The following is a 21,320-nucleotide window of genomic DNA, read 5'->3' as shown; positions in this document are numbered from 1 at the left end:
CGTTCGGCGGCCGGCCGGCCGGCCGTTTCGCCGTTCTCAGGGAATTCACAGGGAAGCGCAAGGGTGCTCTCAGCCCCTCCGGCCAGCGTGGCAGCATGACCGCGACCACGCCTCGACGGCGCACCGACATGATCCGGCCCGACGGCTCAGCCGTCCGTGTCCTCGTCGTGGACGACGAGGCGTCACTCGCCGAACTCCTCTCCATGGCCCTGCGGTACGAGGGCTGGCAGGTGCACAGCGCGGGCGACGGGGCCGGGGCCCTGCGCGTCGCGCGGGAGTTCCGGCCCGACGCGGTGGTCCTGGACGTCATGCTGCCCGACATGGACGGACTCACCGTCCTCGGCGGACTGCGGCGCGAACAGCCCGACGTCCCCGTCCTCTTCCTCACCGCCAAGGACGCCGTCGAGGACCGGATCGCCGGGCTGACGGCGGGCGGCGACGACTACGTCACCAAGCCGTTCAGCCTGGAGGAGGTCGTCGCGCGGCTGCGCGGGCTCATCCGGCGTTCCGGGACCGCCCTGGAGCGCAGCGAGTCCCTCCTCGCGGTCGGCGACCTCACCCTCGACGAGGACAGCCACGAGGTCACCCGCGGCGGAGCGTCGATCCATCTCACCGCCACCGAGTTCGAGCTGCTGCGCTATCTCATGCGCAACCCTCGCCGGGTGCTCAGCAAGGCGCAGATCCTCGACCGCGTGTGGTCGTACGACTTCGGCGGACAGGCGAACGTCGTCGAGCTGTACATCTCCTACCTGCGGCGGAAGATCGACGCCGGGCGGTCCCCGATGATCCACACCCGGCGCGGCGCCGGCTACCTCATCAAGCCGGGGGAGTAGCGCCGGTGGCAGGACCCCGCGGGCCGTGGTCGCTGAGGACGCGGCTTGTGGTCTCGGCCGTCACGCTGATCGCCGTCGTCGCCGCCGTGATCGGGACGGTGACGACGTTCGCCTTCCGCTCCTACCTCTACGACCAGGCCGACGCCCAGCTGCGGAACGTCGCGAACCGGGCCGCCGGGCCCCCGACCAGCCTGCCGGGCCTGCCCGGTGTCGACGGCTCGCGCGACCCGCTCGGCTTCGTCGTCGGCCCCGGCGCCCCGCTCGGCACGCTCGGCGCGGCGGTCGTCGACGGCGAGCTGGGGACGGCCGAGCTCTCCGAGCCGCCGGAGCAGGGCGGGTACGGCCCGGCGTACAAGGTGCGCACGCTGGACGACGCCCAGCGCGCCGCCCTCGCCGCCGTCCCGCGCGACGGCGAGCCGCACACGGTCGAGCTGCCCGGCCTGGACGACGCCTACCGGGTGCGGTACGCCGCCGGGGAACGCGGAGACTTCCTCGTGGGGCTCCCTCTCGGCGACGTCGAGGACGCCCTCTCGACCCTGATCCTCGTCGAGGTGAGCGTCACCGGCGCCGGACTCGTCGCCGCCTCCCTCGCGGGCGGTGCGATGGTCGGGATCGCGCTGCGGCCGCTGCGCCGGGTCGCCGCCACCGCCACCCAGGTCTCCGAACTGCCCCTCCACAGCGGTGAGGTGGCACTGCACCAGAGGGTGCCGGACGCGGAGGCCGACCCGCGGACCGAGGTCGGCCAGGTCGGCGCGGCCATCAACCGCATGCTCGACCACGTCCACTCCGCGCTCCACGCCCGGCAGCGGAGCGAGACGCGGGTGCGGCAGTTCGTCGCCGACGCCGGCCACGAGCTGCGGACGCCCCTCGCGTCGATCCGGGGCTACGCCGAGCTGACCCGGCGGGGCCGCGAGGAGTGCGGTCCCGACACCCGGCACGCCCTCGGCCGGATCGAGTCCGAGGCGACCCGGATGACCGGCCTGGTCGAGGACCTGCTGCTGCTCGCCCGGCTGGACGCGGGACGCCCCCTGTCGTACGAGACCACCGAGCTGACCCCCCTGGTCGTGGACGCCCTGAGCGACGCCCGCGCGGCCGGCCCCGACCACCACTGGCGGCTCGTACTGGACGGGCCGGGCGAGGCCTTCGAGGCATCCCGCGACGCGGCCGTCGTCGTCCGCGCCGACGGTGCCCGGCTGCACCAGGTCCTCGTCAACCTCCTCGCCAACGCCCGTACCCACACCCCGCCCGGCACCACCGTCACCGCGCGCGTGCGCGGTCTGCCCGGTCAGGCCCTGGTCGAGGTGGAGGACGACGGCCCGGGAATCCCCGCCGCGCTCCTGCCGCACGTCTTCGAGCGCTTCGCCCGCGGTGACGCCTCCCGCTCGCGCCAGGCGGGCAGCACGGGACTCGGACTGGCGATCGTCCGGGCCGTCGCGCTCGCGCACGGTGGCGAGGTGAGCGTCGACAGCGTCCCCGGCCGGACCGTCTTCACCGTCCGGCTGCCCCGCGACGACGACGCCCGGGGCGCCTCCGGGAACGACTCACAGCCAGGGCACAGGCTCATCACACAGCCGTGACAGCGGCCCTCGCGAGGGTCTGTCCCATGCGAACCCGATCGACAACGGGGCCCACGTCCGGCACCCTCCCCACCCTCCCCGCCAGGGGGCACCTTCCCGCCAGGGAGCACCTCCCCGCCGGTGCGGCCGGGCGGCCCGTCCTCGACGTGGTGATTCCCGTGTACAACGAGGAGAAGGACCTGGAGCCGTGCGTGCTGCGGCTCCACGACCACCTCTCCCGCACCTTCCCCTACGGCTTCCGCATCACCGTCGCCGACAACGCCTCCGCCGACCGCACCCCGGCCGTCGCGGGCGCCCTGGCCGCCGCACTGCCGGAGGTGCGTTCCGTACGTCTGGAACAGAAGGGCCGCGGCCGGGCGCTGCGTACCGTCTGGTCGCACTCGGACGCGCCCGTCCTCGCCTACATGGACGTGGACCTGTCCACGGATCTCAACGCGCTCCTGCCGCTCGTCGCGCCTCTCATCTCCGGGCACTCCGACCTGGCGATCGGCTCCCGTCTGGCCCGCTCCTCCCGGGTGGTGCGCGGGCCGAAGCGGGAGTTCGTCTCGCGGGCCTACAACCTCATCCTGCGCGGCTCACTGGCCGCCCGGTTCTCCGACGCGCAGTGCGGCTTCAAGGCGATACGGGGCGAGGTCGCGCAGCGCCTGCTGCCGATGGTCGAGGACACCGGCTGGTTCTTCGACACGGAGATGCTGGTCCTCGCCGAGCGGGCCGGGCTGCGCATCCACGAGGTGCCCGTCGACTGGGTCGACGACCCCGACTCCACCGTCCACATCGTGCGGACCGCGACCGACGACCTGAAGGGCGTCTGGCGCGTGGGCCGGGCGCTGGCCACCGGCTCGCTGCCGCTCGACCGGCTCGCCCGGCCCTTCGGGGACGACCCGCGCGACCGGCGACTGGCGGGCGTGCCGGGAGGTCTGGCCCGCCAGCTCGTCGGGTTCTGCGTCGTGGGCGCGCTGTCCACCCTCTTCTACCTGGCGCTGTACTCGGCGTTCCGGCTCGGCGTCGGCGCCCAACTCGCCAACGCCGCGGCCCTCCTGGTCTCCGCGGTCGCCAACACCGCCGCCAACCGGCGCCTCACCTTCGGGGTCCGGGGCAGGGACCGGGCCGTCCGGCACCAGGCCCAGGGGCTCGTCGTCTTCGGCATCGGACTGGTGCTGACCAGCGGTTCGCTCGCCGCGCTCGCGGCGGCGACCGGCGACCCCGCCCACTCCACGGAGCTCGCGGTCCTGATCACGGCCAATCTGGCCGCGACCGTCCTGCGCTTCCTGCTCTTCCGGCTCTGGGTCTTCCCGGACCGCCGCACGGACACCCCCGTCGCCCCTTCCGGCTCCCGGGACTTCTCCGCCTCCTCCGCCTCGTCCCTCATGGCGACCACCTCCGCCACCCCCGCTTCAAGCGCCTCTAGCGCCACCCCCGCCACCCCTGCCTCAAGTGCCTCCTCCGCTTCCTCCGCCTCCTCCGCCACCCCCACCTCCGACTCCCCCGCGAGGACGTCCCGATGACCACCGCACAGGTGACCGCAGCCCCCGCCCGCCCCGGCCCCCGGGCCACGCCACCCGGCCGGCTCGGCCGTCTCTGGCGCGGGCGCGCCGACGACGCCCCCTGGGTGCGGCCCGCCTTCCTCGTCCTGCTGCTCGTCACGGCCGGGCTCTACCTCTGGAACCTCGGCTCCTCCGGGTACGCCAACTCCTTCTACTCCGCGGCCGTCCAGGCCGGCAGCCAGAGCTGGAAGGCCTTCTTCTTCGGGTCGCTCGACGCGGCGAACGCCATCACCGTCGACAAGCCGCCGGCCGCGCTGTGGCCGATGGCCCTGTCCGTACGTCTCTTCGGGCTCGGCTCCTGGCAGATCCTGGTACCCGAGGTGCTGATGGGGGTGGCGACCGTGGCCGTCCTCTACGCGGCGGTACGGCGCCGGTTCGGCGCGGGCGCCGGACTGATCGCGGCCGCGGTGCTGGCCCTCACGCCCGTCGCCGCGCTGATGTTCCGCTTCAACAACCCGGACGCGCTGCTCGCGCTGCTCATGACGGTCGCCGTCTACTGCGTCCTGCGGGCCCTGGAGAAGGGCGCCGCCCCGTGGCTGGTGTGGGCCGGGGTGGCCTTCGGCCTCGCCTTCCTCGCCAAGACCCTGCAGGCGTTCCTGATCCTGCCGCCGCTGGCGCTCGTGTACGCGGTGTGCGCGCCGGCCGGGCTCGGCCGCCGGTTCGGGCAGCTGGCCCTCGCCGGACTCGCGATGATCCTCTCCGCCGGGTGGTGGGTGGCCCTCGTCGAACTGTGGCCGGCCTCCTCCCGCCCGTACGTCGGAGGCTCGCAGACGAACAGCTTCCTGGAGCTCACCTTCGGCTACAACGGGCTCGGGCGGATCAACGGCAACGAGACCGGCAGCGTCGGGGGCGGCGGTGGCCGTGGTGGCGGTCAGGGCGGCGGCTGGGGTGAGACCGGCATCGGCCGGATGTTCGACGAGTCGGTGGGCGGGCAGGTCTCCTGGCTGCTGCCGGCCGCGCTGCTCCTGCTGCTGGCCGGTCTGGTGGTCACCTGGCGGGCCCCGCGGACGGACACGGCCCGTTCCGCGTTCCTGGTGTGGGGCGGCGCGCTCCTGACGACCGTGGCCGTGTTCAGCTTCATGGCCGGGATCTTCCACGAGTACTACACGGTCGCCCTGGCTCCGTACATCGCCGCGCTCGTCGGCATGGGCGTGAGCGTCCTGTGGGAGGAGCGGACCGCGTTCCTCGCTTCCGGGGCGCTCGCGGTGACGGCCGGGGGGACGGCGGTCTGGGGCTGGACGCTGCTCGGCCGTACGCCCGACTGGCTGCCGTGGCTGCGCTGGGGCGTGCTGGTGGCGGGCGCCGTGGCGGCGGTCGGGCTGCTGGTCGCCGGCCGGGTGCGGCGGCGGATCGGCCTCGCGTTCGCGGGGCTCGGGATGGCCGCGGGGCTCGCGGGACCGTTCGCCTACACGCTGGCGACGCTGGGCAGCGGGCACCAGGGCTCGATCGTGACGGCGGGCCCGGCGGGCGGTGCCATCGGCCGGGGGCCGGGTGGCATGCGGATGTTCGAGGGCGGCGCGCCCGGCGGCGCCCAGCCCCAGGGCGGCCAAAGCGGCGCAGGTCAGGGCGGCCAGGCCGGTCAGGGCGGGATGCCCGGCGGTCCCGGTGGCCAAGGGGGCCAAGGGGGCCAGATGCCCGGTGGTACCCCGCCCCAGGGCATGCCCGCCGGCGGTGGCACAGGGCGTCCCGCCCTGGAGCGCTTCGGCCCCGGTGGCGGGGGTGGCATGGGCGGCCTGCTCAACGGCACGAACGTCGGGGCCAAGGCCAAGGCGGCGCTCCTGGAGGACGCCGACTCCTACACCTGGGTAGCGGCGACCGTCGGCGCCCAGAACGCCGCCGGCTACCAACTGGCGACCGAGAAGCCGGTGATGGCGATCGGCGGTTTCAACGGCAGCGACCCGTCCCCGACCCTCGCGCAGTTCAAGCAGTACGTCGCCCAGGGGAAGATCCACTACTTCATCGGCAGCGGCGAGTCCGTGGCCGGAGAGTCCGTGAGGGGCGGGTCCGTGGTCGGCGGGTCCGCCGCCGGCGAGGACGGCGGCCCGGGCGGCAACTCCGAGATCGCCACCTGGGTCGTGGCCACCTTCGGGAAGGTCACCGTCGACAGCGCCACCTTCTACGACCTGACCAGCAAGAAATAGCCCGGCACCGAACCCGCGGGAGGCGGCCCCCGCGCAAACTCCTGTACAGCGTAAGAGAAACCCTTGTACGGTGTATGAGACCGAGTCCCGTACACCGTACAAGGGGGAATCATGACGGCGACGACCGCCGCGAACCGACCCGCCGCCGGAAAGACCTCCGGCGGCCATCCGCAGCGCTGGCTGATCCTGGGCGTCATCTGCCTCGCCCAGCTCACCGTGCTGCTCGACAACACCGTGCTCAGCGTCGCCATCCCGTCGCTGACCTCCGAACTCCACGCCTCGACCAGCGACATCCAGTGGATGATCAACGCCTACTCGCTCGTCCAGTCCGGCCTCCTCCTCACCGCAGGCAACGCCGCCGACCGGTACGGCCGCAAGAAGCTCCTCGCCTCGGGACTCGCGCTCTTCGGCCTCGGCTCGCTCGCCGCCGGGCTGGCCGACTCCACCGCCCAGCTGATCGCCGCCCGCGCGGGCATGGGGGTCGGCGGCGCGCTGCTCATGACCACCACGCTCGCCGTCGTCATGCAGATCTTCGACGACTCGGAGCGGGTCAAGGCCATCGCCCTGTGGGCCACCGTCGGTTCGCTGGGCTTCGCCGCAGGTCCGCTGATCGGCGGCATCATCCTTGAGCACTTCTGGTGGGGAATGATCTTCCTCGTCAACATCCCGGTCGCGCTCATCGGCCTGATCGCCGTCGTCAAGCTGGTGCCCGAGTCCAAGAACCCGCAGGGGGAGCGCCCCGACCTGATGGGCGCGCTGCTCTCCACCATCGGCATGACCGCCGCGGTGTACGCGATCATCACCGGCCCCGAGCACGGCTGGACCTCCGGCGAGGTGCTGGTCCCGGCCGTGATCGGCGTCGTCGTCCTCGGCGCCTTCGCCCTGTGGGAGCTGCGCGTCCCGTACCCCATGCTCGACATGCACTTCTTCCGCGACCAGAAGTTCGTGGGCGCCGTCGCCGGCGCCATCCTGGTGATGTTCGGCATGGGCGGCTCGCTCTTCCTGCTCACCCAGCACCTGCAGTTCGTCCTCGGCTACGAGCCGCTCGAAGCCGGTCTGCGGATGGCCCCCCTGGCCCTGACCGTCGTCGCGCTCAACCTCACCGGCGTCGGCCCGCGGATCGTCATGAAGCTCGGCACACCGCCCACCGTGGCCGTCGGCATGACCCTCGTCGCGGCCGGCCTCGGCTCGATTGCCCTGATCGGCGGCGGCAGCGACGGCAGCTACTGGGGCATGCTCCTCGGCCTGGTCCTGATGGGCATCGGCCTCGCCGTCTCCAACCCCGCCATGGCCAACGCCATCATGAGCGCGATCCCGCCGGAGAAGGCGGGCGTTGGCGCCGGTGTCAACGGCACGCTCGCCGAGTTCGGCAACGGCCTCGGCGTCGCCGTCCTCGGAGCCGTGCTCAACGCCCGGTTCGCCGCGCTGGTCGCCGTCACCGCCACCTCCCTGCCCGCGGCCCTCGCGGCGGCCGGCAGTGAGACCGAACGGCGGCAGATCTCCGACGCGTTCGCCTCGGGGCTCCAGACGAGCCAGCTGGTCGGCGCGGTCGCGGTGTTCGCCGGCGGCCTGCTGGCGGCGGCGCTGCTCGCCCGCGCCGAGCGGTCCGAGAAGCGGTCCGCCGAGCGGTCCGAGAAGCGGACGGCCGCTGCATAGCATGGGCACGGACCACTGATCGAGGAGGAACGCGATGGTGAAAGCGGCCGACCGGGCCAAGAACCCGGCGCGTTCCAGCGTCTGGCTGGAGAGCAGGGCGGCCCGCGCGGGGGGCGGCCCTGCCGGACTCGACCGCGACCGCATCGTGGCCGCCTCGATCCGGATGCTGGACGAGGAGGGGCTCGGCAAGCTGTCCATGCGCAAGCTCGCGGCCGAGCTGGGCGTCACGGCGATGTCGCTCTACTGGTACGTGGACACCAAGGACGACATCATCGAGTTCGCGCTCGACGCCGTCTACCAGGAGATCGACCTGGCCGCCGTCGACGCGGCGCAGGGCTGGCAGGGCCGGATCCGCGCGCTCGCGCTCGCCTACCGCCGGATGCTCGCCCGCCACGCGTGGGTGTCGCCGTGCGTCGGCTCGTACCTCAACATCGGCCCCCGCTCGCTCGCCGTCAGCAGGAAGATCCAGGAGGCCGTCCGGGACACCGGTCTGCCGCTGCACGGCCAGCCGGGCGCGATGTCGGCGGTCTTCCAGTTCGTGTACGGCTACGGCACGGTCGAGGCCCAGTTCGCCCGGCGCGCGGAGGAGGCCGGCATGTCGCACGACGACTTCTACACGCAGTCGGTCGCGGCCTTCCGGGACGACCCGGACTTCGCGGTGCAGATCGAGGACATGCGGGACCTGCTGGACGAGCGGGCGTCCCACGGCAGCGTCAGCGACATCTGGGAGCGGGACTTCGCCTACGCCCTCGACATCCTCGTCGCCGGCATCGAGGTCATGGCCGCCCGCCCGGCCTGACCGGGCGGGAAGGGCCCGGCCCGCCCGCCGACCGGGCCTCGCGTACCGCCGGTGTGTCCGTTGGGCCCGCCGTACGGTCAGGCTTCGCGGACCGCCTGGATGTCCAGCGTCACCCGCAGCGTCGTGCCGATCGCCGCGATGCCCGCCGACACCACCTGGTTGTAGTGCATCGCGAAGTCCTCCCGGCGGAGTTCCGCCTCCGCACGGAACGCCGCCCGCACGCCACCCCACGGGTCGGCGCCCGTGCCCAGGTAGGACAGGTCCAGAGGGACCTCCCGGGTGATGCCCCGCAGGGTCAGCGCCCCGTCCACGGTCCACCGGTCCGGGCCGGCCGCCCGCAGCGCCGTGCTGCGGTACGTGATCTCGGGGAAACGGTCCACGTCGAGGAAGTCCGGGGACCGCAGGTGCTTGTCCCGCAGGCCGTTGCCCGTGTCGACGGACCCGGCCGCGATGACGGCCTCCACCCGGGACGCCAGGACGTCCGGCGCGATCTCGATCCGGCCGGTGAACTCGGTGAACCGCCCGTGCACGCTGGAGATCCCGAGGTGCTGGGCCACCGCCCCCACCGAGGAGTGAGCCGCGTCCAGTGTCCAGACGCCCGGGGCGGGCAGTTCCGTACCGCCCGCGCGGGACAGCACCACCGTCCCGGCCTCCGCCCGGCCGGAGGCGCCGACCAGCGCCGTGCGCGCGATCGGCGCGTAACCGACCGCCGTCACCACCACGGTGTACGCGCCCGGAGCCAGCGGCGGCTCGGACCGTACGACGCCGTCCCCGTCCGCCTCCGCCCGCAGGACCTGTCCGCCCGAACCGTCCGTCACGGTCACCACCGCGTGCTGGACCGGCCACCCGTCCCGGGTCCGTACCTGTGCGTGCAGTCCCATCCGTTCCTCACTCTTTCCGCAGTACGACGGGGCGGCAGACCGTCCCCTGTCTGCCGCCCCGGACCCGGCCGCGCTTCCGCTCGGAGCGCGGCCGGGGGTCGGTCACTCGCCCGGGTGGGCGAGTTCGATGTCGTGGCCGTCGACGCCGGCACCGCTGACGGTCAGCCGTCCCGCCACCGGCGGGTAGCCGGTCGCGATGAGGGTGTACTCGCCGGTGTCCAGGTCCGCGAAGGCGTACGCGCCGTCCGCGTCCGTCGTCGCCGACGCCGCCACGTTCCCGGCCGCGTCGACCAGGGTCACCCGGGCGTCCGCCAGCGGGCGGTGGTCAAGACCCGCGCGGACCGTGCCGTGGACGACCGCTCCGGCCGCCAGGGCGACGTCGAGCCGGGTCACGCCCTGGCCGCCGATCTCCACGGGCATCGCCTGCGGGCGGAACCCGGTCGCGGTGACCGCGACCGTGACCGCGCCCGGGACCAGCTCGGCGAAGCCGAAGCCGCCGTCCGCGCCGGACTTGCCGGTGGCCAGTACCTCGCCCCGCACGTCCGTGATCACGACCAGGGCCCCGTCCACCGGCGCCCCGTCCTCGGCGGCCCTCACCGAGCCGGCGAGACCGCTGGTGCCGGTCAGGAGCACGTCGTGGGTGAGCGGGCCGTCGTTCACGACCACCGTGGAGGCCTGCGGCTGGAAGCCGTCGGCGGAGGCGATCAGGACGTACGATCCGGCTCCGGGCGCGTCGAAGGCGTAGCCGCCCTCCTCGCGGACGACCGCGCGGCCGAGCTGCTGCCCGCCGAGCGAGATCAGCGTCACCGTCGCGCCGGTGACGTTCGCGCCTTCGGCGGTACGGACGGTTCCGCTGACGGTGAGACCGGTGCGCGGCGCGCTTTCCACGCCGTCCACGCGCTCCGTGTCCCCCAGGCCGCCCGTGTTCTCCCCGCCGCTCTCCAGGGCCTCGGTGCTCGTCGCCGCGGGGGCCGCGGCTCCGGCCGGGACGGGCGCCTCGGAGGCAGTCTTCTTCGCCGCGTGGGCGCCGCTCTTCAGCGCCACCTCCTTGATGAACAGCGTCACCAGGAAGGCGAGCAGCGCGAAGGGGGCCGAGTAGAGGAAGACGTCGGCGACACCGTGCCCGTACGCGCTCTCCATGACGGTACGGATCGGGGCCGGCAGCTTGTCCATGTCGGGGATGCCCCCGCCCCCGCCCTGGCCGGCCAGCCCCGCGGCCTTGGGGCCGAGGTCGGCGAGACCGTCCTGGACGTAGTGGGTGACCCGGTTGGCCATGACCGCGCCGAGCGCCGAGACGCCGACCGCACCGCCGAGGGAGCGGAAGAAGGTGACGACGGAGGAGGCCGAGCCGAGGTCGGCCGGGTTCACCTGGTTCTGCGTGCAGAGCACCAGGTTCTGCATCATCATGCCGAGGCCGAGACCCATGACGGCCATGTAGACCGCGATGTGCCAGTACTCCGTGTCGTAGCGGATCGTGCCGAGCAGGCCGAGGCCGCCGGTCACCAGCGCGCCGCCCGCGACCAGCCACGCCTTCCACCGGCCGGTCTTGGTGATGACCATGCCGGAGACGGTCGAGGAGACGAACAGGCCGGCGATCATCGGGATGGTCAGGACGCCGGACATCGTCGGCGACTCGTTGCGCGCCAGCTGGAAGTACTGGCTGAAGAAGACCGTGCCGGCGAACATCGCGACGCCCACGAAGAGCGACGCGAGGGAGGCCAGCGTGATGGTCCGGTTGCGGAACAGCCGCAGCGGGATGATCGGCTCGCTCGCCTTCGACTCGACGAGCACGAAGAGCCCGCCGAGGACGATCGAGCCGCCGACCATGGCGGCCGTCTGCCACGACATCCAGTCGTACTTGTCACCCGCGAAGGTGACCCAGAGCAGCAGCAGCGACACGGCGGCGCTGATCACGAGGGCGCCCGCCCAGTCGACCTTGACCTGGCGCTTCACGACGGGGAGCTTCAGGGTCTTCTGGAGCACCAGCAGCGCGATGATCGCGAAGGGTACGCCGACGTAGAAGCACCAGCGCCAGCCGAGCCAGTCGGTGTCGGTGATGACGCCGCCGAGCAGCGGGCCGCCGACGGTGGCGACGGCGAAGGTGGCGCCGAGGTAGCCGCTGTACCGGCCGCGCTCACGCGGGGCGATCATCGCGGCCAGGATGATCTGCGAGAGGGCGGTCAGACCGCCGACGCCGATGCCCTGGACGACACGGCAGGCGATGAGCATGCCGGTGTTCTGCGAGAGGCCGGCGACGACCGAGCCCGCGACGTAGATGACCAGGGCTATCTGGACGAGCAGCTTCTTGGAGAAGAGGTCCGCGAGCTTGCCCCACAGCGGGGTGGTCGCGGTCATCGAGAGCAGGGCCGCGGTGACGACCCAGGTGTAGGCGGACTGGCCGCCGCCCAGGTCGGTGATGATCTCGGGGAGGGCGTTGGAGACGATCGTCGAGGACAGGATGGCGACGAACATGCCGAGCAGCAGCCCGGAGAGCGCCTCCATGATCTGGCGATGCGTCATCGGTGCGCCGCCGGAGGTGTGGCCGCCCGCCTGCGTTGGCGGGGCGGGTGTTGTCGTGGCCATGAACTTCCTTTGCTGTTACGCGTGGTGGGCCCGGCAGTCGCCGAAGGAGTCGCGGAGGCGGGCGAGCAGGGCGGTGAGCAGTTCGACGTCCTCGTCGGACCAGTCCGCGAGGTTGCGCGTGAGCGTGGCCGTCAGCCGGCGGTCCAGCTCGTCGAGCTTCTCCCTGCCCTCGGCGGTGAGGTGCAGGATGCGGGAGCGCTTGTCGGCCGGGTCGGGCAGCCGCTCGACCCAGCCGCGGTCCACGGCGTGGGAGACGTGACGACTGCTGACCGACATGTCGACGGCCATCCGCTCCGAGATCCGGCTCATCCGCATGTCCCCGTCGTGCTTGAGCAGGGCGAGGACGATGGCTGAGCCGCTGGGGCAGTCGGCCGGCAGCGAGCGGGCCATCCCGCGCTTGACCGCGCCGATGGCGCTGACCTGTCGGGCGAGGTTCTCGTACCGGTTCGGCTTGTCCACTGCTACCCCATGACCCGAAGCATCTTGTTGCTTAGGGCAACCATAGGGATGGATGGTTGCTCCAGGCAAACTAAATCGGTCAAACGGCGCTAAAGAATCGGCAAAGGTGGCAGCCGTGCGGGGGATCGGTGCCGGATCGGGCCTGCGGAGGTACGGGGCTTGGGCCGGGTCCCCCTGGTTCGCTAGGGTCCTGCCCCATGGCACACAACCCCCATGCTCCGCACGGTCAGGGCCCCGCTCCCGAGGGCAACTACGACCCCTCCGGCAACACGCAGATGTTCCGCGCCTTCGTCGACGAGGGCGCCCCGCAGCGTCAGCCGCAGGCGGCCCCGGCCTCCGGCCCGCGCGTCGGCCTCATCGTGGGCGTGGTCGTGGTGATCGCGATCCTGGCGGGAGTGGCCTGGCTGGCGCTGGGCTGACAAGGGATCGGTAGAAGACGAGGGCCCGGTAGAAGACGAGGACCAGGTAGGCGAGGGTTCGGCCGACGAGGCCAGGGGCCCGGGCGAGCGCCGTTGAAGGGTCCGCCCGGTCGCCTCGCGGCACCGACGCGAGGCGGGCGCTCCGTGGGAGCGTGGCTGGACGGTCCGCGCGGCTGCGGTTCGACCGGAGCGCGGTGACCGACGCGAACGTGCTCCTGCGGCGGCATCCGGGCGCGGCCCACGTCGCGGGGTGAGTGCCTGCCGTCGACGCGGGTGTGCGGCATGGTCACGTCCAGGTGGCCGTGACCTTCCGGGTGTCGACGTGCATGCCGAGCGGCACCCGCCAGCTGTCCACGCAGACGGTGTACGTCTGCGTCCGGGACGTCCCGCCGGCGATCGGGGCCGGGAGGGGTTGCGTCGATTCGATCGTGGCCCAGTCGACCCCGAGCGCCCCGATGACGTGGGTGGCGAAGGTGACCGTGCCCGAGCGGGCGGGGGAGCCGCCGGTGTTGCGGAAGGTGACCGTCACGCGCTCGCACCATCGCTTGTCGGTGTCCGCGAGGGCCGGCGCGGAGAGGGTGAGCGCGGCCGGGGACGGGGCGGGCGCGGGGGTGGTCGGCGGCGGCGTGGGCCGGGGTGCCGGAGGCGGCGTCGTGGTGCCGGGCGCGGGGGTGCCGGGCCTCGGGGTGCCGGGTGCGGTCGTGCCGGGGCCGGCGGGCTGTCCCGGGGCGTGGGAGGCGGTCGGTGGCTTCCCGTCACCGGAGGGCGGGCTTCCCGGGGGTGGCGCCGTGGTCGTACGGCCGCCTGGTGGGTCGGACGGTGATGGGGAGGGTGAGGACGTACTGGAGGTCGTACCGCTCACCGAAGGGCCGTCGAGGGGGACGAGGGTGACCTTTCCCGAGGGCCCGGTCGGGCCCTTCGGGGTGGAGCCCGCGCCCACCGCCGCGTACCCCTCGCCGTCGCCTCCGCCGCACGCGGTCAGCGCTCCGCCGAGGCAGAGCGCGACCACTGCCAGAAGTGACTTCTGTCGCCGCATGGCGGCAGTCTGGCTGACGAGTCGTCAGTAGGCCAGATGCGGGAGCCGGTTCAGTCGTCGATCAGGCCCTGGCGCAGCTGGGCGAGGGTCCGGGTGAGGAGTCGGGAGACGTGCATCTGGGAGATGCCGACCTCCTCGCCGATCTGCGACTGGGTCATGTTGGCGAAGAACCGCAGCATGATGATCTGCCGCTCCCGGGGCGGCAGTTTGGCGAGCAGGGGCTTCAGCGACTCGCGGTACTCCACGCCCTCCAGGGCCGTGTCCTCGTAGCCGAGGCGGTCGGCGAGGGAGCCCTCGCCGCCGTCGTCCTCGGGCGACGGGGAGTCGAGCGATGAGGCGGTGTAGGCGTTGCCGACGGCGAGGCCGTCGACGACGTCCTCCTCCGACACCCCGAGCACGGCGGCGAGTTCGGGCACGGTCGGGGAGCGGTCGAGCTTCTGCGCGAGTTCGTCGCTCGCCTTGGTCAGCGCGAGCCGCAGCTCCTGGAGCCGGCGCGGGACGCGGACCGACCACGAGGTGTCGCGGAAGAAGCGCTTGATCTCACCGACGACCGTCGGCATGGCGAACGTCGGGAACTCGACACCGCGTTCGCAGTCGAAGCGGTCGATCGCCTTGATCAGGCCGATGGTGCCGACCTGGACGATGTCCTCCATCGGTTCGTTGCGGGAGCGGAAGCGGGCCGCGGCGTACCGCACGAGCGGCAGGTTGAGCTCGATGAGGGTGTCGCGGACGTAGGTCCGCTCCGGGCTGTCCGCCGCGACTCCTTCGTCGTCCAGGGCGCGGAGGCGCAGGAACAGCGAGCGGGAGAGCGTGCGGGTGTCGAGGGCTTCCGACGAGACGACAAGCGGCGTGGGGGGCGCTTCGCTCGGCACGGACGTCTGCTCCGGTACGTGCATCTGTACCGGCGTCTGCGCGGGCGTGAGCGTGAGCACCTTCGAGCTGCCCTGTTCTGCGGACATGCCACCCCCTTGAGGTCGCGGACGGTCGCGGCGGCCACGACCATCGGAGGAACGCAGCCTCCACCTGAATACCGGAGGCAGGGCTGCGGCAAACGCGGTTCCAGCAGAATGTCACATGTCGGCAACACGCTGTAGTGACTTGTCGACACGGTGGCGATGGATTTCCGCAGGAAACAAGGGGTGTGCGGCTTTTGGGGTGCCGAACTTCCGCGCAGAACTGCTCCGAACCGGTCTACCCGTTCCAGCTACGCTTCGATCCTGTTTGCGGACCTCAGGCGGGCGAAGCTCCGGGCGAGGAGCCTTGACACGTGCATCTGCGAGACTCCGAGCTCCTGGCTGATCTGGGACTGCGTCAGATTGCTGTAGTAGCGGAGCATCAGGATCCGCTGCTCGCGCTCGGGGAGCTGGACGAGCAGGTGCCGTACGAGGTCCCGGTGCTCGACCCCGGCGAGGGCCGGGTCCTCGTAGCCGAGCCGGTCGAGCAGTCCGGGCAGCCCGTCGCCCTCCTGGGCCGCCTCCAGGGAGGTGGCGTGGTAGGAGCGTCCGGCCTCGATGCAGGCCAGGACCTCGTCCTCGCCGATCTTCAGCCGCTCGGCGATCTCGGCGGTGGTGGGCGAGCGGCCGTGGGCAGTCGTGAGGTCCTCCGTGGCGCCGTTGACCTGGACCCAGAGCTCGTGGAGCCGGCGCGGGACGTGGACGGTCCGTACGTTGTCGCGGAAGTAGCGCTTGATCTCACCGACGACGGTGGGCATCGCGAAGGTGGGGAACTGGACGCCCCGGTCGGGGTCGAAGCGGTCGATGGCGTTGATGAGGCCGATCGTGCCGACCTGGACCACGTCCTCCATCGGCTCGTTGCGGGAGCGGAAGCGGGCGGCCGCGTACCGCACGAGGGGCAGGTTGGCCTCGATGAGCGCCCCGCGCACCCGGTGGTGCTCCGGTGTGCCCGGTTCCAGCCCCTTGAGCTGCCCGAAGAGCACCTGGGTGAGGGCCCGCGTGTCGGCTCCCCGGGTGCTCTGGGGCCGTGGGCGCGGGGTGTCCGGGACGCCTGCCTCGTGCTGGGGCGGGACTTGAGGCGCTGTACTGGCCGGCACGTTCACGCCACCCCTTTGGCTGGTCTTGCTGGTCAACTACGGTCAACTCATCCGTCAAAAGCGGTCATAGCATCACAAGACATGTCCACTGTGTGCAAGCACCGTATATCCACGTGTTGACGGCAAGTTGGGAGCAAAGGGGTCGCCAAGAAGCCCGAAGGCCCCCCGCCATGACGGCGGGGGGCCTCGGAAGTGGAAGGAGGAAGGCCTCAGAACTCGTAGTCCGCGATCACCCACGTGGCGAACTCACGCCACTGGGCGACACCCGCCTGGTGGGCCGGGTGGTCCAGATAGCGCTGGAGCGCATCGGTGTCCTCGACCGCCGAGTTGATCGCGAAGTCGTACGCGATGGGCCGGTCGGTGATGTTCCAGTCGCACTCCCAGAACGTCAGCTCCGGGATCGTGTCGCCCAGCGCCCGGAAGGCCTCGACGCCGGCCACCACGCGCGGCTCGTCGCGCTTGACGCCGTCGTTCAGCTTGAAGAGGACCAGATGGCGGATCACGGGGGGACTCCTAGTTGATGAGCGCGGTCATGAACTCGCCGACGCCCTGCGCGGCGCTCGATATGCCCTCGAACCCTACCTGGACGAGATCGGCGGCCCGGCTGGGGGAATTGATGATCGTGTACAGCACAAACACCACGACCGCGTACAGCGCGATCTTCTTCGCCTGCGCCATCTGCCGCGCCCTCCCCTGGGGTACTCCGTCTGACTGCCCTGTCTTGCCCGGTCCGGCCTGGGCCCCCGCCGGGTCGCGTGAGTCTAACCGAGCCCCTCACCGGGCCTTTATGGACCAAGGGCCCGGTGACCGAGGCCTTTTGCCGCCCCCCGGAAGGGTGACGGCAGAGCAGTATGGATGTCGAGCCCGGCGGATCCGGCAGGAGGTCCGCGGGGCGAGGAGCCGGCCCCCACTGCGGGGTCCGCGCCGCGGGCTTCCCCCTGATCGCGGCGCAGGACCGGCGGGTCCGGTTCTCGTCGGGGGGAGCGGTTTGTCCCCCCGATGCCGCTCCCCCCGCCCGGCGAAGGAAGGCCCCGGCCGCGTGACACCCACGCGGCCGGGGCCTTCTTCCCGTTCTGCCCGCTCCACGACGAAGGGCCCGGTGCGATGCACCGGGCCCTTCGATCGAAGCGGTAGCGGAGGGATTTGAACCCTCGGTGACTTGCGCCACACTCGCTTTCGAGGCGAGCTCCTTCGGCCGCTCGGACACGCTACCGAGAGAGAGCTTAGCCCAAAGGTGCCCCTGCGATGAAATCCGTATCGCCCCGCAGGTCGGAGCCGGGTTCGGAAGGCGTGCCGGGGGCGTCCCAGGGGCTTCCCCGGGGCGCCTCATGGGCGTCGCGGGGGTGGTCCAGGGGTGGTTGCGGGAGCGAGCGTGGTTGGGGGGAGCGCGTGTGTAGCCCGGAGGGAGCGCGTGCGTGGTTCCGAGGGAGCGCGTCCGTGGTTCGGAGGGGGCGCGTGCGGGCTTCGGACGGAGTGCGGGCGTGGTTCAGAGGGAGCGGAAGAAGGCCGTGAGCTGCTCGCCGCACTCCGCGCCCAGGACGCCCGGGATCACCTCGGGACGGTGGTTGAGCCGGCGGTCGCGCACGAGGTCCCAGAGCGAACCCGCCGCGCCCGCCTTCTCGTCGTACGCGCCGAACACGACCCGCTCGACCCGCGACTGCACGAGCGCCCCCGCGCACATCACGCAGGGCTCCAGGGTCACGACGAGCGTGCAGCCGGTCAGCCGCCACGCGCCGGTCCGCGCCGCGGCCCGGCGCAGGGCCAGGACCTCGGCGTGGGCGGTCGGGTCCCCGGCCGCCTCCCGCTCGTTGTGTCCGGTGGCGAGGACGGTGCCGTCGGCGGACAGCACGACCGCGCCGACCGGTACGTCACCGGCCGGCGCGGCCCGATCGGCCTCCGCGAGGGCCATCCGCATGGCATCCCGCCAGGGGTCCCGCAGGGGATCGGGCTCCGGGGCCTGTCGAGGGGTGGTCCCGGAGCCGTGCTGCGGGTCGTTCTCCTGGTCGTGCTCCGGGGCGCGCCCGGATCCTGCGTGGGTCACTAGCGAACGGTCTCCAGCACCTCCGCGGCGCCCAGCGCGTCCGCGATCTCGGCCAGCGCGTCGCTGTCGAGCGCCAGCAGCCGCTTCTCCGGCAGGCCGAGGTCGGCGAGGATCAGCCGGTCGCCGACCGGCGCGGCCGGCACGGCGTCGGCGGCCACGTCCGGCGCCTGCTCCTCCTCCGCCTCGTCCTCCAGGTCGAGAGGTTCTCCGTCCTCCGTGCCGTCGAGGTCCAGCGCGTCCAGGTCGGCGGCGTCGTCCAGGTCGTCGCCGAGGAGTTCCCTGGTGAGGATCTCCCCGTACGAGGAGCGGGCGGCGGCCGCCCCGTCCGACACGTAGATGCGAGGGTCTTCCTCGCCCTCGATCCGGAGGAGGCCGAACCAGGCGTCCTCCTGTTCGATGAAGACGATGACCGTGTCGTCGTCGACCGCTGCCTCACGGGCCAGTTCGGTCAGGTCCGACAGGGTTTCCACATCGTCGATCTCTGTGTCGCTCGCTTCCCACCCGTCTTCGGTGCGCGCGAGCAGTGCGGCGAAGTACACCGTGACTCTCCCACTGATCAGAGGTGTGACGATCCGGCGGTGCGCTCCTGAAGCCCCGCCCAATCGGCATCGTGGCAGAAACGGCGGCTTCAGGAGAGGTCTTCGGCTCTTGCGTCGTGCATCAGTCTGATCGACACCGCGAACGGGTGGGCGCACGGCCCCGGCGCATCGGCGGCGCACGGCCGCGCGCCGCCGCCGTGGCCGCCGCCCCCGGCGGGCGCGGCCACCCTCGCCCTCACCAGCGGAAGGTCCGCATGCGCATCTGCTGACGCATCCTGGCCGCCCGGGCGCGCCGGGGCTGGACACGGTCCCGCAGCGCCTTGGCCTCGTGCAGCTCGCGCAGGAACTGGGCGCGGCGTCGACGGCGCTCCGCGTCGGTCTCCTGCGGCTCGTCGTCCGGGTCCTTCGTGTTCGGCATGGGCCACACCACCCCGGGACTGGGTATACGTGCATCCCCACCTTCCCTCCACGGCATGGGTTGATGCCAGTGCGGGCTACTGTTGGGGCATGCGTCTCCACGTCGTCGATCACCCGCTGGTCGCCCACAAGCTCACCACTCTGCGCGACAAGCGCACGGACTCCCCGACCTTCCGCCGTCTGGCGGACGAGCTGGTCACCCTGCTCGCCTACGAGGCCACGCGGGACGTGCGCACCGAGCAGGTCGACATCGAGACCCCCGTCACGCCGACGACCGGTGTGAAGCTGTCGTACCCGCGTCCGCTGGTGGTGCCGATCCTGCGCGCCGGCCTCGGCATGCTGGACGGAATGGTGCGGCTGCTGCCGACCGCCGAGGTGGGCTTCCTCGGCATGATCCGCAACGAGGAGACGCTGGAGGCGTCGACCTACGCGACGCGGATGCCGGAGGACCTCTCGGGCCGCCAGGTGTACGTCCTGGACCCGATGCTGGCGACCGGCGGCACGCTGGTGGCGGCCATCCGGGAGCTGATCCGGCGGGGTGCGGACGACGTGACCGCCGTCGTGCTGCTCGCCGCCCCCGAGGGCGTCGAGATCATGGAGCGCGAGCTGGCGGGCACGCCGGTGACGGTGGTGACGGCCTCGGTCGACGAGCGCCTCAACGAGCACGGCTACATCGTCCCGGGCCTGGGCGACGCGGGCGACCGCATGTACGGCACGGCCGACTAGGGCGGGGTCGAAAATCCCGTCGGCCGGGGGCGTCTGGCACGCACTCCCCGTAGCCCTTCGGGCACGGGAGGTGCCCCCAGCCCAGCCCTTCGGACGGACGACGCTACTTCCGACACCCGCCCTCGCCCGGCGCCGGGCCCCCTTCGGCGAGTGAGCCGAAGGGCGCGCGGCTGCCGGAAGGAAGAACGCGCGCAGGCCGCGAGGAACGAGCGGGCGAGCACGATCGACCGTCGGCAGCCGCACCAAGCGCCCGGAGGCGAACCGAGCCCCTAACAAGTAGGCGCGGGCGCGGGCTTGGGTTTGTTCAGAGCGACCAGGGCCGCGTCCGCCGCCGCTTTCGGGTCCAGGGCCTTGAAGGCGGTGCCCAGGATCAGGTCCACGTCCGCCGTGGCGCGGGTGTCGGTCTTGGTCGTGGCGGCCTTCAGCTGGGTGCCCAGTACGGAGAAGGCGCCCTTGGCGGCCCCGGGGGCGGCCAGCAGGATCGCGGCGCCCGGCACCTTCTTGTCGTACGCGACGGGCGCGTTGCCGACCTTGCCGATGATGAAGCCGCGTTTCCTCAGCTCGTCGGCCGTCGCCTTCGCGAGGCCGCCGCGCGGGGTCGCGTTGTAGACGTTGACCGTGATCTGCGCGGGCTTGGGGAGGGCCGCGACCGGGGCGCCGGTCGCCTTGGGAGCGGGCTTGCAGTCGGCGCCGCGGGCGGCCGTCGTCTTCGTGCCGTCGCCGGAGAAGACCTGGACGAGCTGCAGGGTGCCCCACCCGGCGGCGCCCAGCACGACCACGGCGGTGGCGGACGCGATGACGATCTTGCGCCGGCGGCTGGGGCGGCGCATGCGCGGGTAGGTGTCCCCCGTGATGCGGTACTTTCCGCCCAGGCCGGGGGGAGTGAGCATGCTCATGAGCGCAGCGTAATCCCGCTCGTCGGTGGTGCCTACTGGATGATCATGTGATCGCGTCCGGATGGGTGGAAGAGTCCCCGAACGGGTCAGGGGCTGATCCGAACGGGACGCCCTAGTCCATTTCCAGCACTCGGGCGTGCAGCACCTGCCGCTGCTGGAGCGCGGCGCGGACCGCGCGGTGCAGGCCGTCCTCCAGGTAGAGATCGCCCCGCCACTTCACGACGTGCGCGAAGAGGTCGCCGTAGAAGGTGGAGTCCTCGGCGAGCAGCGTCTCCAGGTCCAGCTGGCCCTTGGTGGTCACCAGCTGATCGAGGCGGACCGGGCGCGGCGCCACGTCCGCCCACTGCCGGGTGCTTTCCCGGCCGTGGTCGGGATACGGCCGCCCGTTACCGATGCGCTTGAAGATCACACGGAAAGCCTACCGGGCGAGCGGCTCCCGGCGCAGCCACGAGGACGCGGTGGGATGCCGCGCGAACCGCCGCGTACCGTCATAAACCCGGAATGGGGTCCTTCATGAGCGTGAGCGCAGTGCCTCCGACCGGGGAGGTCGCGGACGCCGTGGCGGCGTACGGGTTCGCCGGGGCGGCACTCGAACCGGGGGCCCTGCTCCGGGACGGCGCGTGTCACCCGGACGTGCCGCTCCGGGTCCCGCCGGCCGTGCTCGACCGCCGCGGCCTGGTCGCCGGGGCCACCGGCACCGGTGAGCGTCGAGAGGCGGGGCGG

Annotated in this window: 21 protein-coding genes and 1 tRNA gene; 8 read left to right on the top strand and 14 right to left on the bottom strand. The window is 72.4% G+C overall.

All coding sequences use genetic code 11. The features are described from left to right. Positions 1-95 precede the first annotated feature (95 nt). From ACZ68P_RS08095 to ACZ68P_RS08070, 6 genes are all read left to right on the top strand, one after another. Positions 96-833, top strand: a complete 738-nt coding sequence (locus tag ACZ68P_RS08095; protein WP_365713456.1) for a response regulator transcription factor — start codon at positions 96-98, stop codon at positions 831-833. Between the two features lie 5 nt (positions 834-838). Next, positions 839-2,410, top strand: coding sequence for a sensor histidine kinase (locus ACZ68P_RS08090; RefSeq protein ID WP_471004093.1), 1,572 nt, complete (start codon positions 839-841; stop codon positions 2,408-2,410). Between the two features lie 26 nt (positions 2,411-2,436). Further along, positions 2,437-3,915: a bifunctional glycosyltransferase family 2/GtrA family protein gene (locus ACZ68P_RS08085; protein WP_471004091.1), complete on the top strand. Its 1,479-nt coding sequence runs from the start codon at positions 2,437-2,439 to the stop codon at positions 3,913-3,915. After that, positions 3,912-6,095 carry an ArnT family glycosyltransferase gene (locus ACZ68P_RS08080; RefSeq protein WP_471004089.1) on the top strand — a complete coding sequence of 728 codons (2,184 nt, stop codon included), beginning with the start codon at positions 3,912-3,914 and terminating at the stop codon, positions 6,093-6,095. The genes ACZ68P_RS08085 and ACZ68P_RS08080 overlap by 4 nt, the downstream gene beginning before the upstream one ends. A gap of 111 nt (positions 6,096-6,206) precedes the next feature. Continuing rightward, a complete protein-coding gene (locus ACZ68P_RS08075; protein WP_471004087.1) occupies positions 6,207-7,751 on the top strand; it encodes a DHA2 family efflux MFS transporter permease subunit in 1,545 nt (514 codons plus the stop codon). A gap of 34 nt (positions 7,752-7,785) precedes the next feature. Beyond that, the gene (locus ACZ68P_RS08070; protein ID WP_471004085.1) at positions 7,786-8,550 is read left to right on the top strand and encodes a TetR/AcrR family transcriptional regulator; all 765 of its coding nucleotides are present in this window, start codon (positions 7,786-7,788) and stop codon (positions 8,548-8,550) included. Positions 8,551-8,627: 77 nt separating this feature from the next. Here ACZ68P_RS08070 and ACZ68P_RS08065 read toward each other — a convergent pair whose 3' ends face one another. The 3 genes from ACZ68P_RS08065 to ACZ68P_RS08055 all read right to left on the bottom strand — a co-directional run bounded on the left by ACZ68P_RS08065 (position 8,628) and on the right by ACZ68P_RS08055 (position 12,473). Further along, positions 8,628-9,431, bottom strand: a complete 804-nt coding sequence (locus ACZ68P_RS08065; protein ID WP_471004083.1) for a YceI family protein — start codon at positions 9,429-9,431, stop codon at positions 8,628-8,630. Between the two features lie 102 nt (positions 9,432-9,533). Then, the gene (locus ACZ68P_RS08060; RefSeq protein ID WP_471004883.1) at positions 9,534-11,951 is read right to left on the bottom strand and encodes an MFS transporter; all 2,418 of its coding nucleotides are present in this window, start codon (positions 11,949-11,951) and stop codon (positions 9,534-9,536) included. 78 nt (positions 11,952-12,029) lie between these two features. Continuing rightward, a complete protein-coding gene (locus ACZ68P_RS08055; RefSeq protein ID WP_471004081.1) occupies positions 12,030-12,473 on the bottom strand; it encodes a MarR family winged helix-turn-helix transcriptional regulator in 444 nt (147 codons plus the stop codon). Between the two features lie 197 nt (positions 12,474-12,670). Here ACZ68P_RS08055 and ACZ68P_RS08050 point away from each other — a divergent pair, with 197 nt between their 5' ends. Continuing rightward, entirely contained in the window at positions 12,671-12,892 is a 222-nt protein-coding gene (locus ACZ68P_RS08050; RefSeq protein WP_365713472.1) for a hypothetical protein, read from the top strand. A gap of 286 nt (positions 12,893-13,178) precedes the next feature. Here ACZ68P_RS08050 and ACZ68P_RS08045 read toward each other — a convergent pair whose 3' ends face one another. The 9 genes from ACZ68P_RS08045 to ACZ68P_RS08005 all read right to left on the bottom strand — a co-directional run bounded on the left by ACZ68P_RS08045 (position 13,179) and on the right by ACZ68P_RS08005 (position 18,976). Continuing rightward, positions 13,179-13,928: a hypothetical protein gene (locus tag ACZ68P_RS08045; protein ID WP_471004079.1), complete on the bottom strand. Its 750-nt coding sequence runs from the start codon at positions 13,926-13,928 to the stop codon at positions 13,179-13,181. 50 nt (positions 13,929-13,978) lie between these two features. Then, positions 13,979-14,887, bottom strand: a complete 909-nt coding sequence (locus ACZ68P_RS08040) for an RNA polymerase sigma factor SigF (protein WP_365713480.1) — start codon at positions 14,885-14,887, stop codon at positions 13,979-13,981. 245 nt (positions 14,888-15,132) lie between these two features. Further along, positions 15,133-15,978, bottom strand: a complete 846-nt coding sequence (locus tag ACZ68P_RS08035; RefSeq protein ID WP_365713482.1) for an RNA polymerase sigma factor SigF — start codon at positions 15,976-15,978, stop codon at positions 15,133-15,135. A gap of 209 nt (positions 15,979-16,187) precedes the next feature. Then, positions 16,188-16,481: a Dabb family protein gene (locus tag ACZ68P_RS08030; RefSeq protein ID WP_365713484.1), complete on the bottom strand. Its 294-nt coding sequence runs from the start codon at positions 16,479-16,481 to the stop codon at positions 16,188-16,190. Positions 16,482-16,491: 10 nt separating this feature from the next. Further along, the gene (locus ACZ68P_RS08025) at positions 16,492-16,656 is read right to left on the bottom strand and encodes a hypothetical protein (RefSeq protein WP_365713486.1); all 165 of its coding nucleotides are present in this window, start codon (positions 16,654-16,656) and stop codon (positions 16,492-16,494) included. A 450-nt stretch (positions 16,657-17,106) separates the two neighbouring features. After that, positions 17,107-17,191, bottom strand: a tRNA-Ser gene (locus tag ACZ68P_RS08020). A 273-nt stretch (positions 17,192-17,464) separates the two neighbouring features. Beyond that, positions 17,465-17,893, bottom strand: coding sequence for a tRNA adenosine(34) deaminase TadA (tadA, locus tag ACZ68P_RS08015; RefSeq protein ID WP_471004881.1), 429 nt, complete (start codon positions 17,891-17,893; stop codon positions 17,465-17,467). 125 nt (positions 17,894-18,018) lie between these two features. Beyond that, complete coding sequence (locus ACZ68P_RS08010) at positions 18,019-18,558, bottom strand: tRNA adenosine deaminase-associated protein (RefSeq protein WP_471004076.1); 540 nt, start codon at positions 18,556-18,558, stop codon at positions 18,019-18,021. A gap of 235 nt (positions 18,559-18,793) precedes the next feature. Further along, positions 18,794-18,976, bottom strand: a complete 183-nt coding sequence (locus tag ACZ68P_RS08005; RefSeq protein WP_471004074.1) for a hypothetical protein — start codon at positions 18,974-18,976, stop codon at positions 18,794-18,796. 89 nt (positions 18,977-19,065) lie between these two features. On the opposite strand from ACZ68P_RS08005, the gene upp reads away from it, so the two are divergent. Next, the gene (gene upp / locus ACZ68P_RS08000) at positions 19,066-19,701 is read left to right on the top strand and encodes a uracil phosphoribosyltransferase (RefSeq protein ID WP_365713492.1); all 636 of its coding nucleotides are present in this window, start codon (positions 19,066-19,068) and stop codon (positions 19,699-19,701) included. 269 nt (positions 19,702-19,970) lie between these two features. On the opposite strand, the gene ACZ68P_RS07995 is transcribed toward upp, so the two are convergent. After that, positions 19,971-20,597 carry a LytR C-terminal domain-containing protein gene (locus ACZ68P_RS07995; protein WP_471004072.1) on the bottom strand — a complete coding sequence of 209 codons (627 nt, stop codon included), beginning with the start codon at positions 20,595-20,597 and terminating at the stop codon, positions 19,971-19,973. A 112-nt stretch (positions 20,598-20,709) separates the two neighbouring features. Further along, the gene (locus tag ACZ68P_RS07990) at positions 20,710-21,006 is read right to left on the bottom strand and encodes a type II toxin-antitoxin system VapB family antitoxin (protein WP_009067182.1); all 297 of its coding nucleotides are present in this window, start codon (positions 21,004-21,006) and stop codon (positions 20,710-20,712) included. Between the last annotated feature and the right edge of the window lie 314 nt (positions 21,007-21,320).

It is taken from the genome of Streptomyces sp. NPDC036822 (genome assembly GCF_055609145.1).
This window is presented reverse-complemented; position numbering and strand designations above follow the sequence as displayed.

What these genes read in the sequence shown, in the direction of transcription:
- ACZ68P_RS08045 (WP_471004079.1), bottom strand. Translation starts at nt 13,928, where the DNA reads ATGCGGCGACAGAAGTCACTTCTGGCAGTGGTCGCGCTCTGCCTCGGC.
- ACZ68P_RS08065 (WP_471004083.1), bottom strand. Translation starts at nt 9,431, where the DNA reads ATGGGACTGCACGCACAGGTACGGACCCGGGACGGGTGGCCGGTCCAG.
- ACZ68P_RS08075 (WP_471004087.1), top strand. Translation starts at nt 6,207, where the DNA reads ATGACGGCGACGACCGCCGCGAACCGACCCGCCGCCGGAAAGACCTCC.
- ACZ68P_RS08085 (WP_471004091.1), top strand. Translation starts at nt 2,437, where the DNA reads ATGCGAACCCGATCGACAACGGGGCCCACGTCCGGCACCCTCCCCACC.
- upp (WP_365713492.1), top strand. Translation starts at nt 19,066, where the DNA reads ATGCGTCTCCACGTCGTCGATCACCCGCTGGTCGCCCACAAGCTCACC.
- ACZ68P_RS08005 (WP_471004074.1), bottom strand. Translation starts at nt 18,976, where the DNA reads ATGCCGAACACGAAGGACCCGGACGACGAGCCGCAGGAGACCGACGCG.
- ACZ68P_RS07995 (WP_471004072.1), bottom strand. Translation starts at nt 20,597, where the DNA reads ATGAGCATGCTCACTCCCCCCGGCCTGGGCGGAAAGTACCGCATCACG.
- ACZ68P_RS08050 (WP_365713472.1), top strand. Translation starts at nt 12,671, where the DNA reads ATGGCACACAACCCCCATGCTCCGCACGGTCAGGGCCCCGCTCCCGAG.
- ACZ68P_RS08040 (WP_365713480.1), bottom strand. Translation starts at nt 14,887, where the DNA reads ATGTCCGCAGAACAGGGCAGCTCGAAGGTGCTCACGCTCACGCCCGCG.
- ACZ68P_RS08025 (WP_365713486.1), bottom strand. Translation starts at nt 16,656, where the DNA reads ATGGCGCAGGCGAAGAAGATCGCGCTGTACGCGGTCGTGGTGTTTGTG.
- ACZ68P_RS08060 (WP_471004883.1), bottom strand. Translation starts at nt 11,951, where the DNA reads ATGACGCATCGCCAGATCATGGAGGCGCTCTCCGGGCTGCTGCTCGGC.
- ACZ68P_RS08095 (WP_365713456.1), top strand. Translation starts at nt 96, where the DNA reads ATGACCGCGACCACGCCTCGACGGCGCACCGACATGATCCGGCCCGAC.
- ACZ68P_RS08080 (WP_471004089.1), top strand. Translation starts at nt 3,912, where the DNA reads ATGACCACCGCACAGGTGACCGCAGCCCCCGCCCGCCCCGGCCCCCGG.
- tadA (WP_471004881.1), bottom strand. Translation starts at nt 17,893, where the DNA reads ATGCGGATGGCCCTCGCGGAGGCCGATCGGGCCGCGCCGGCCGGTGAC.
- ACZ68P_RS08070 (WP_471004085.1), top strand. Translation starts at nt 7,786, where the DNA reads ATGGTGAAAGCGGCCGACCGGGCCAAGAACCCGGCGCGTTCCAGCGTC.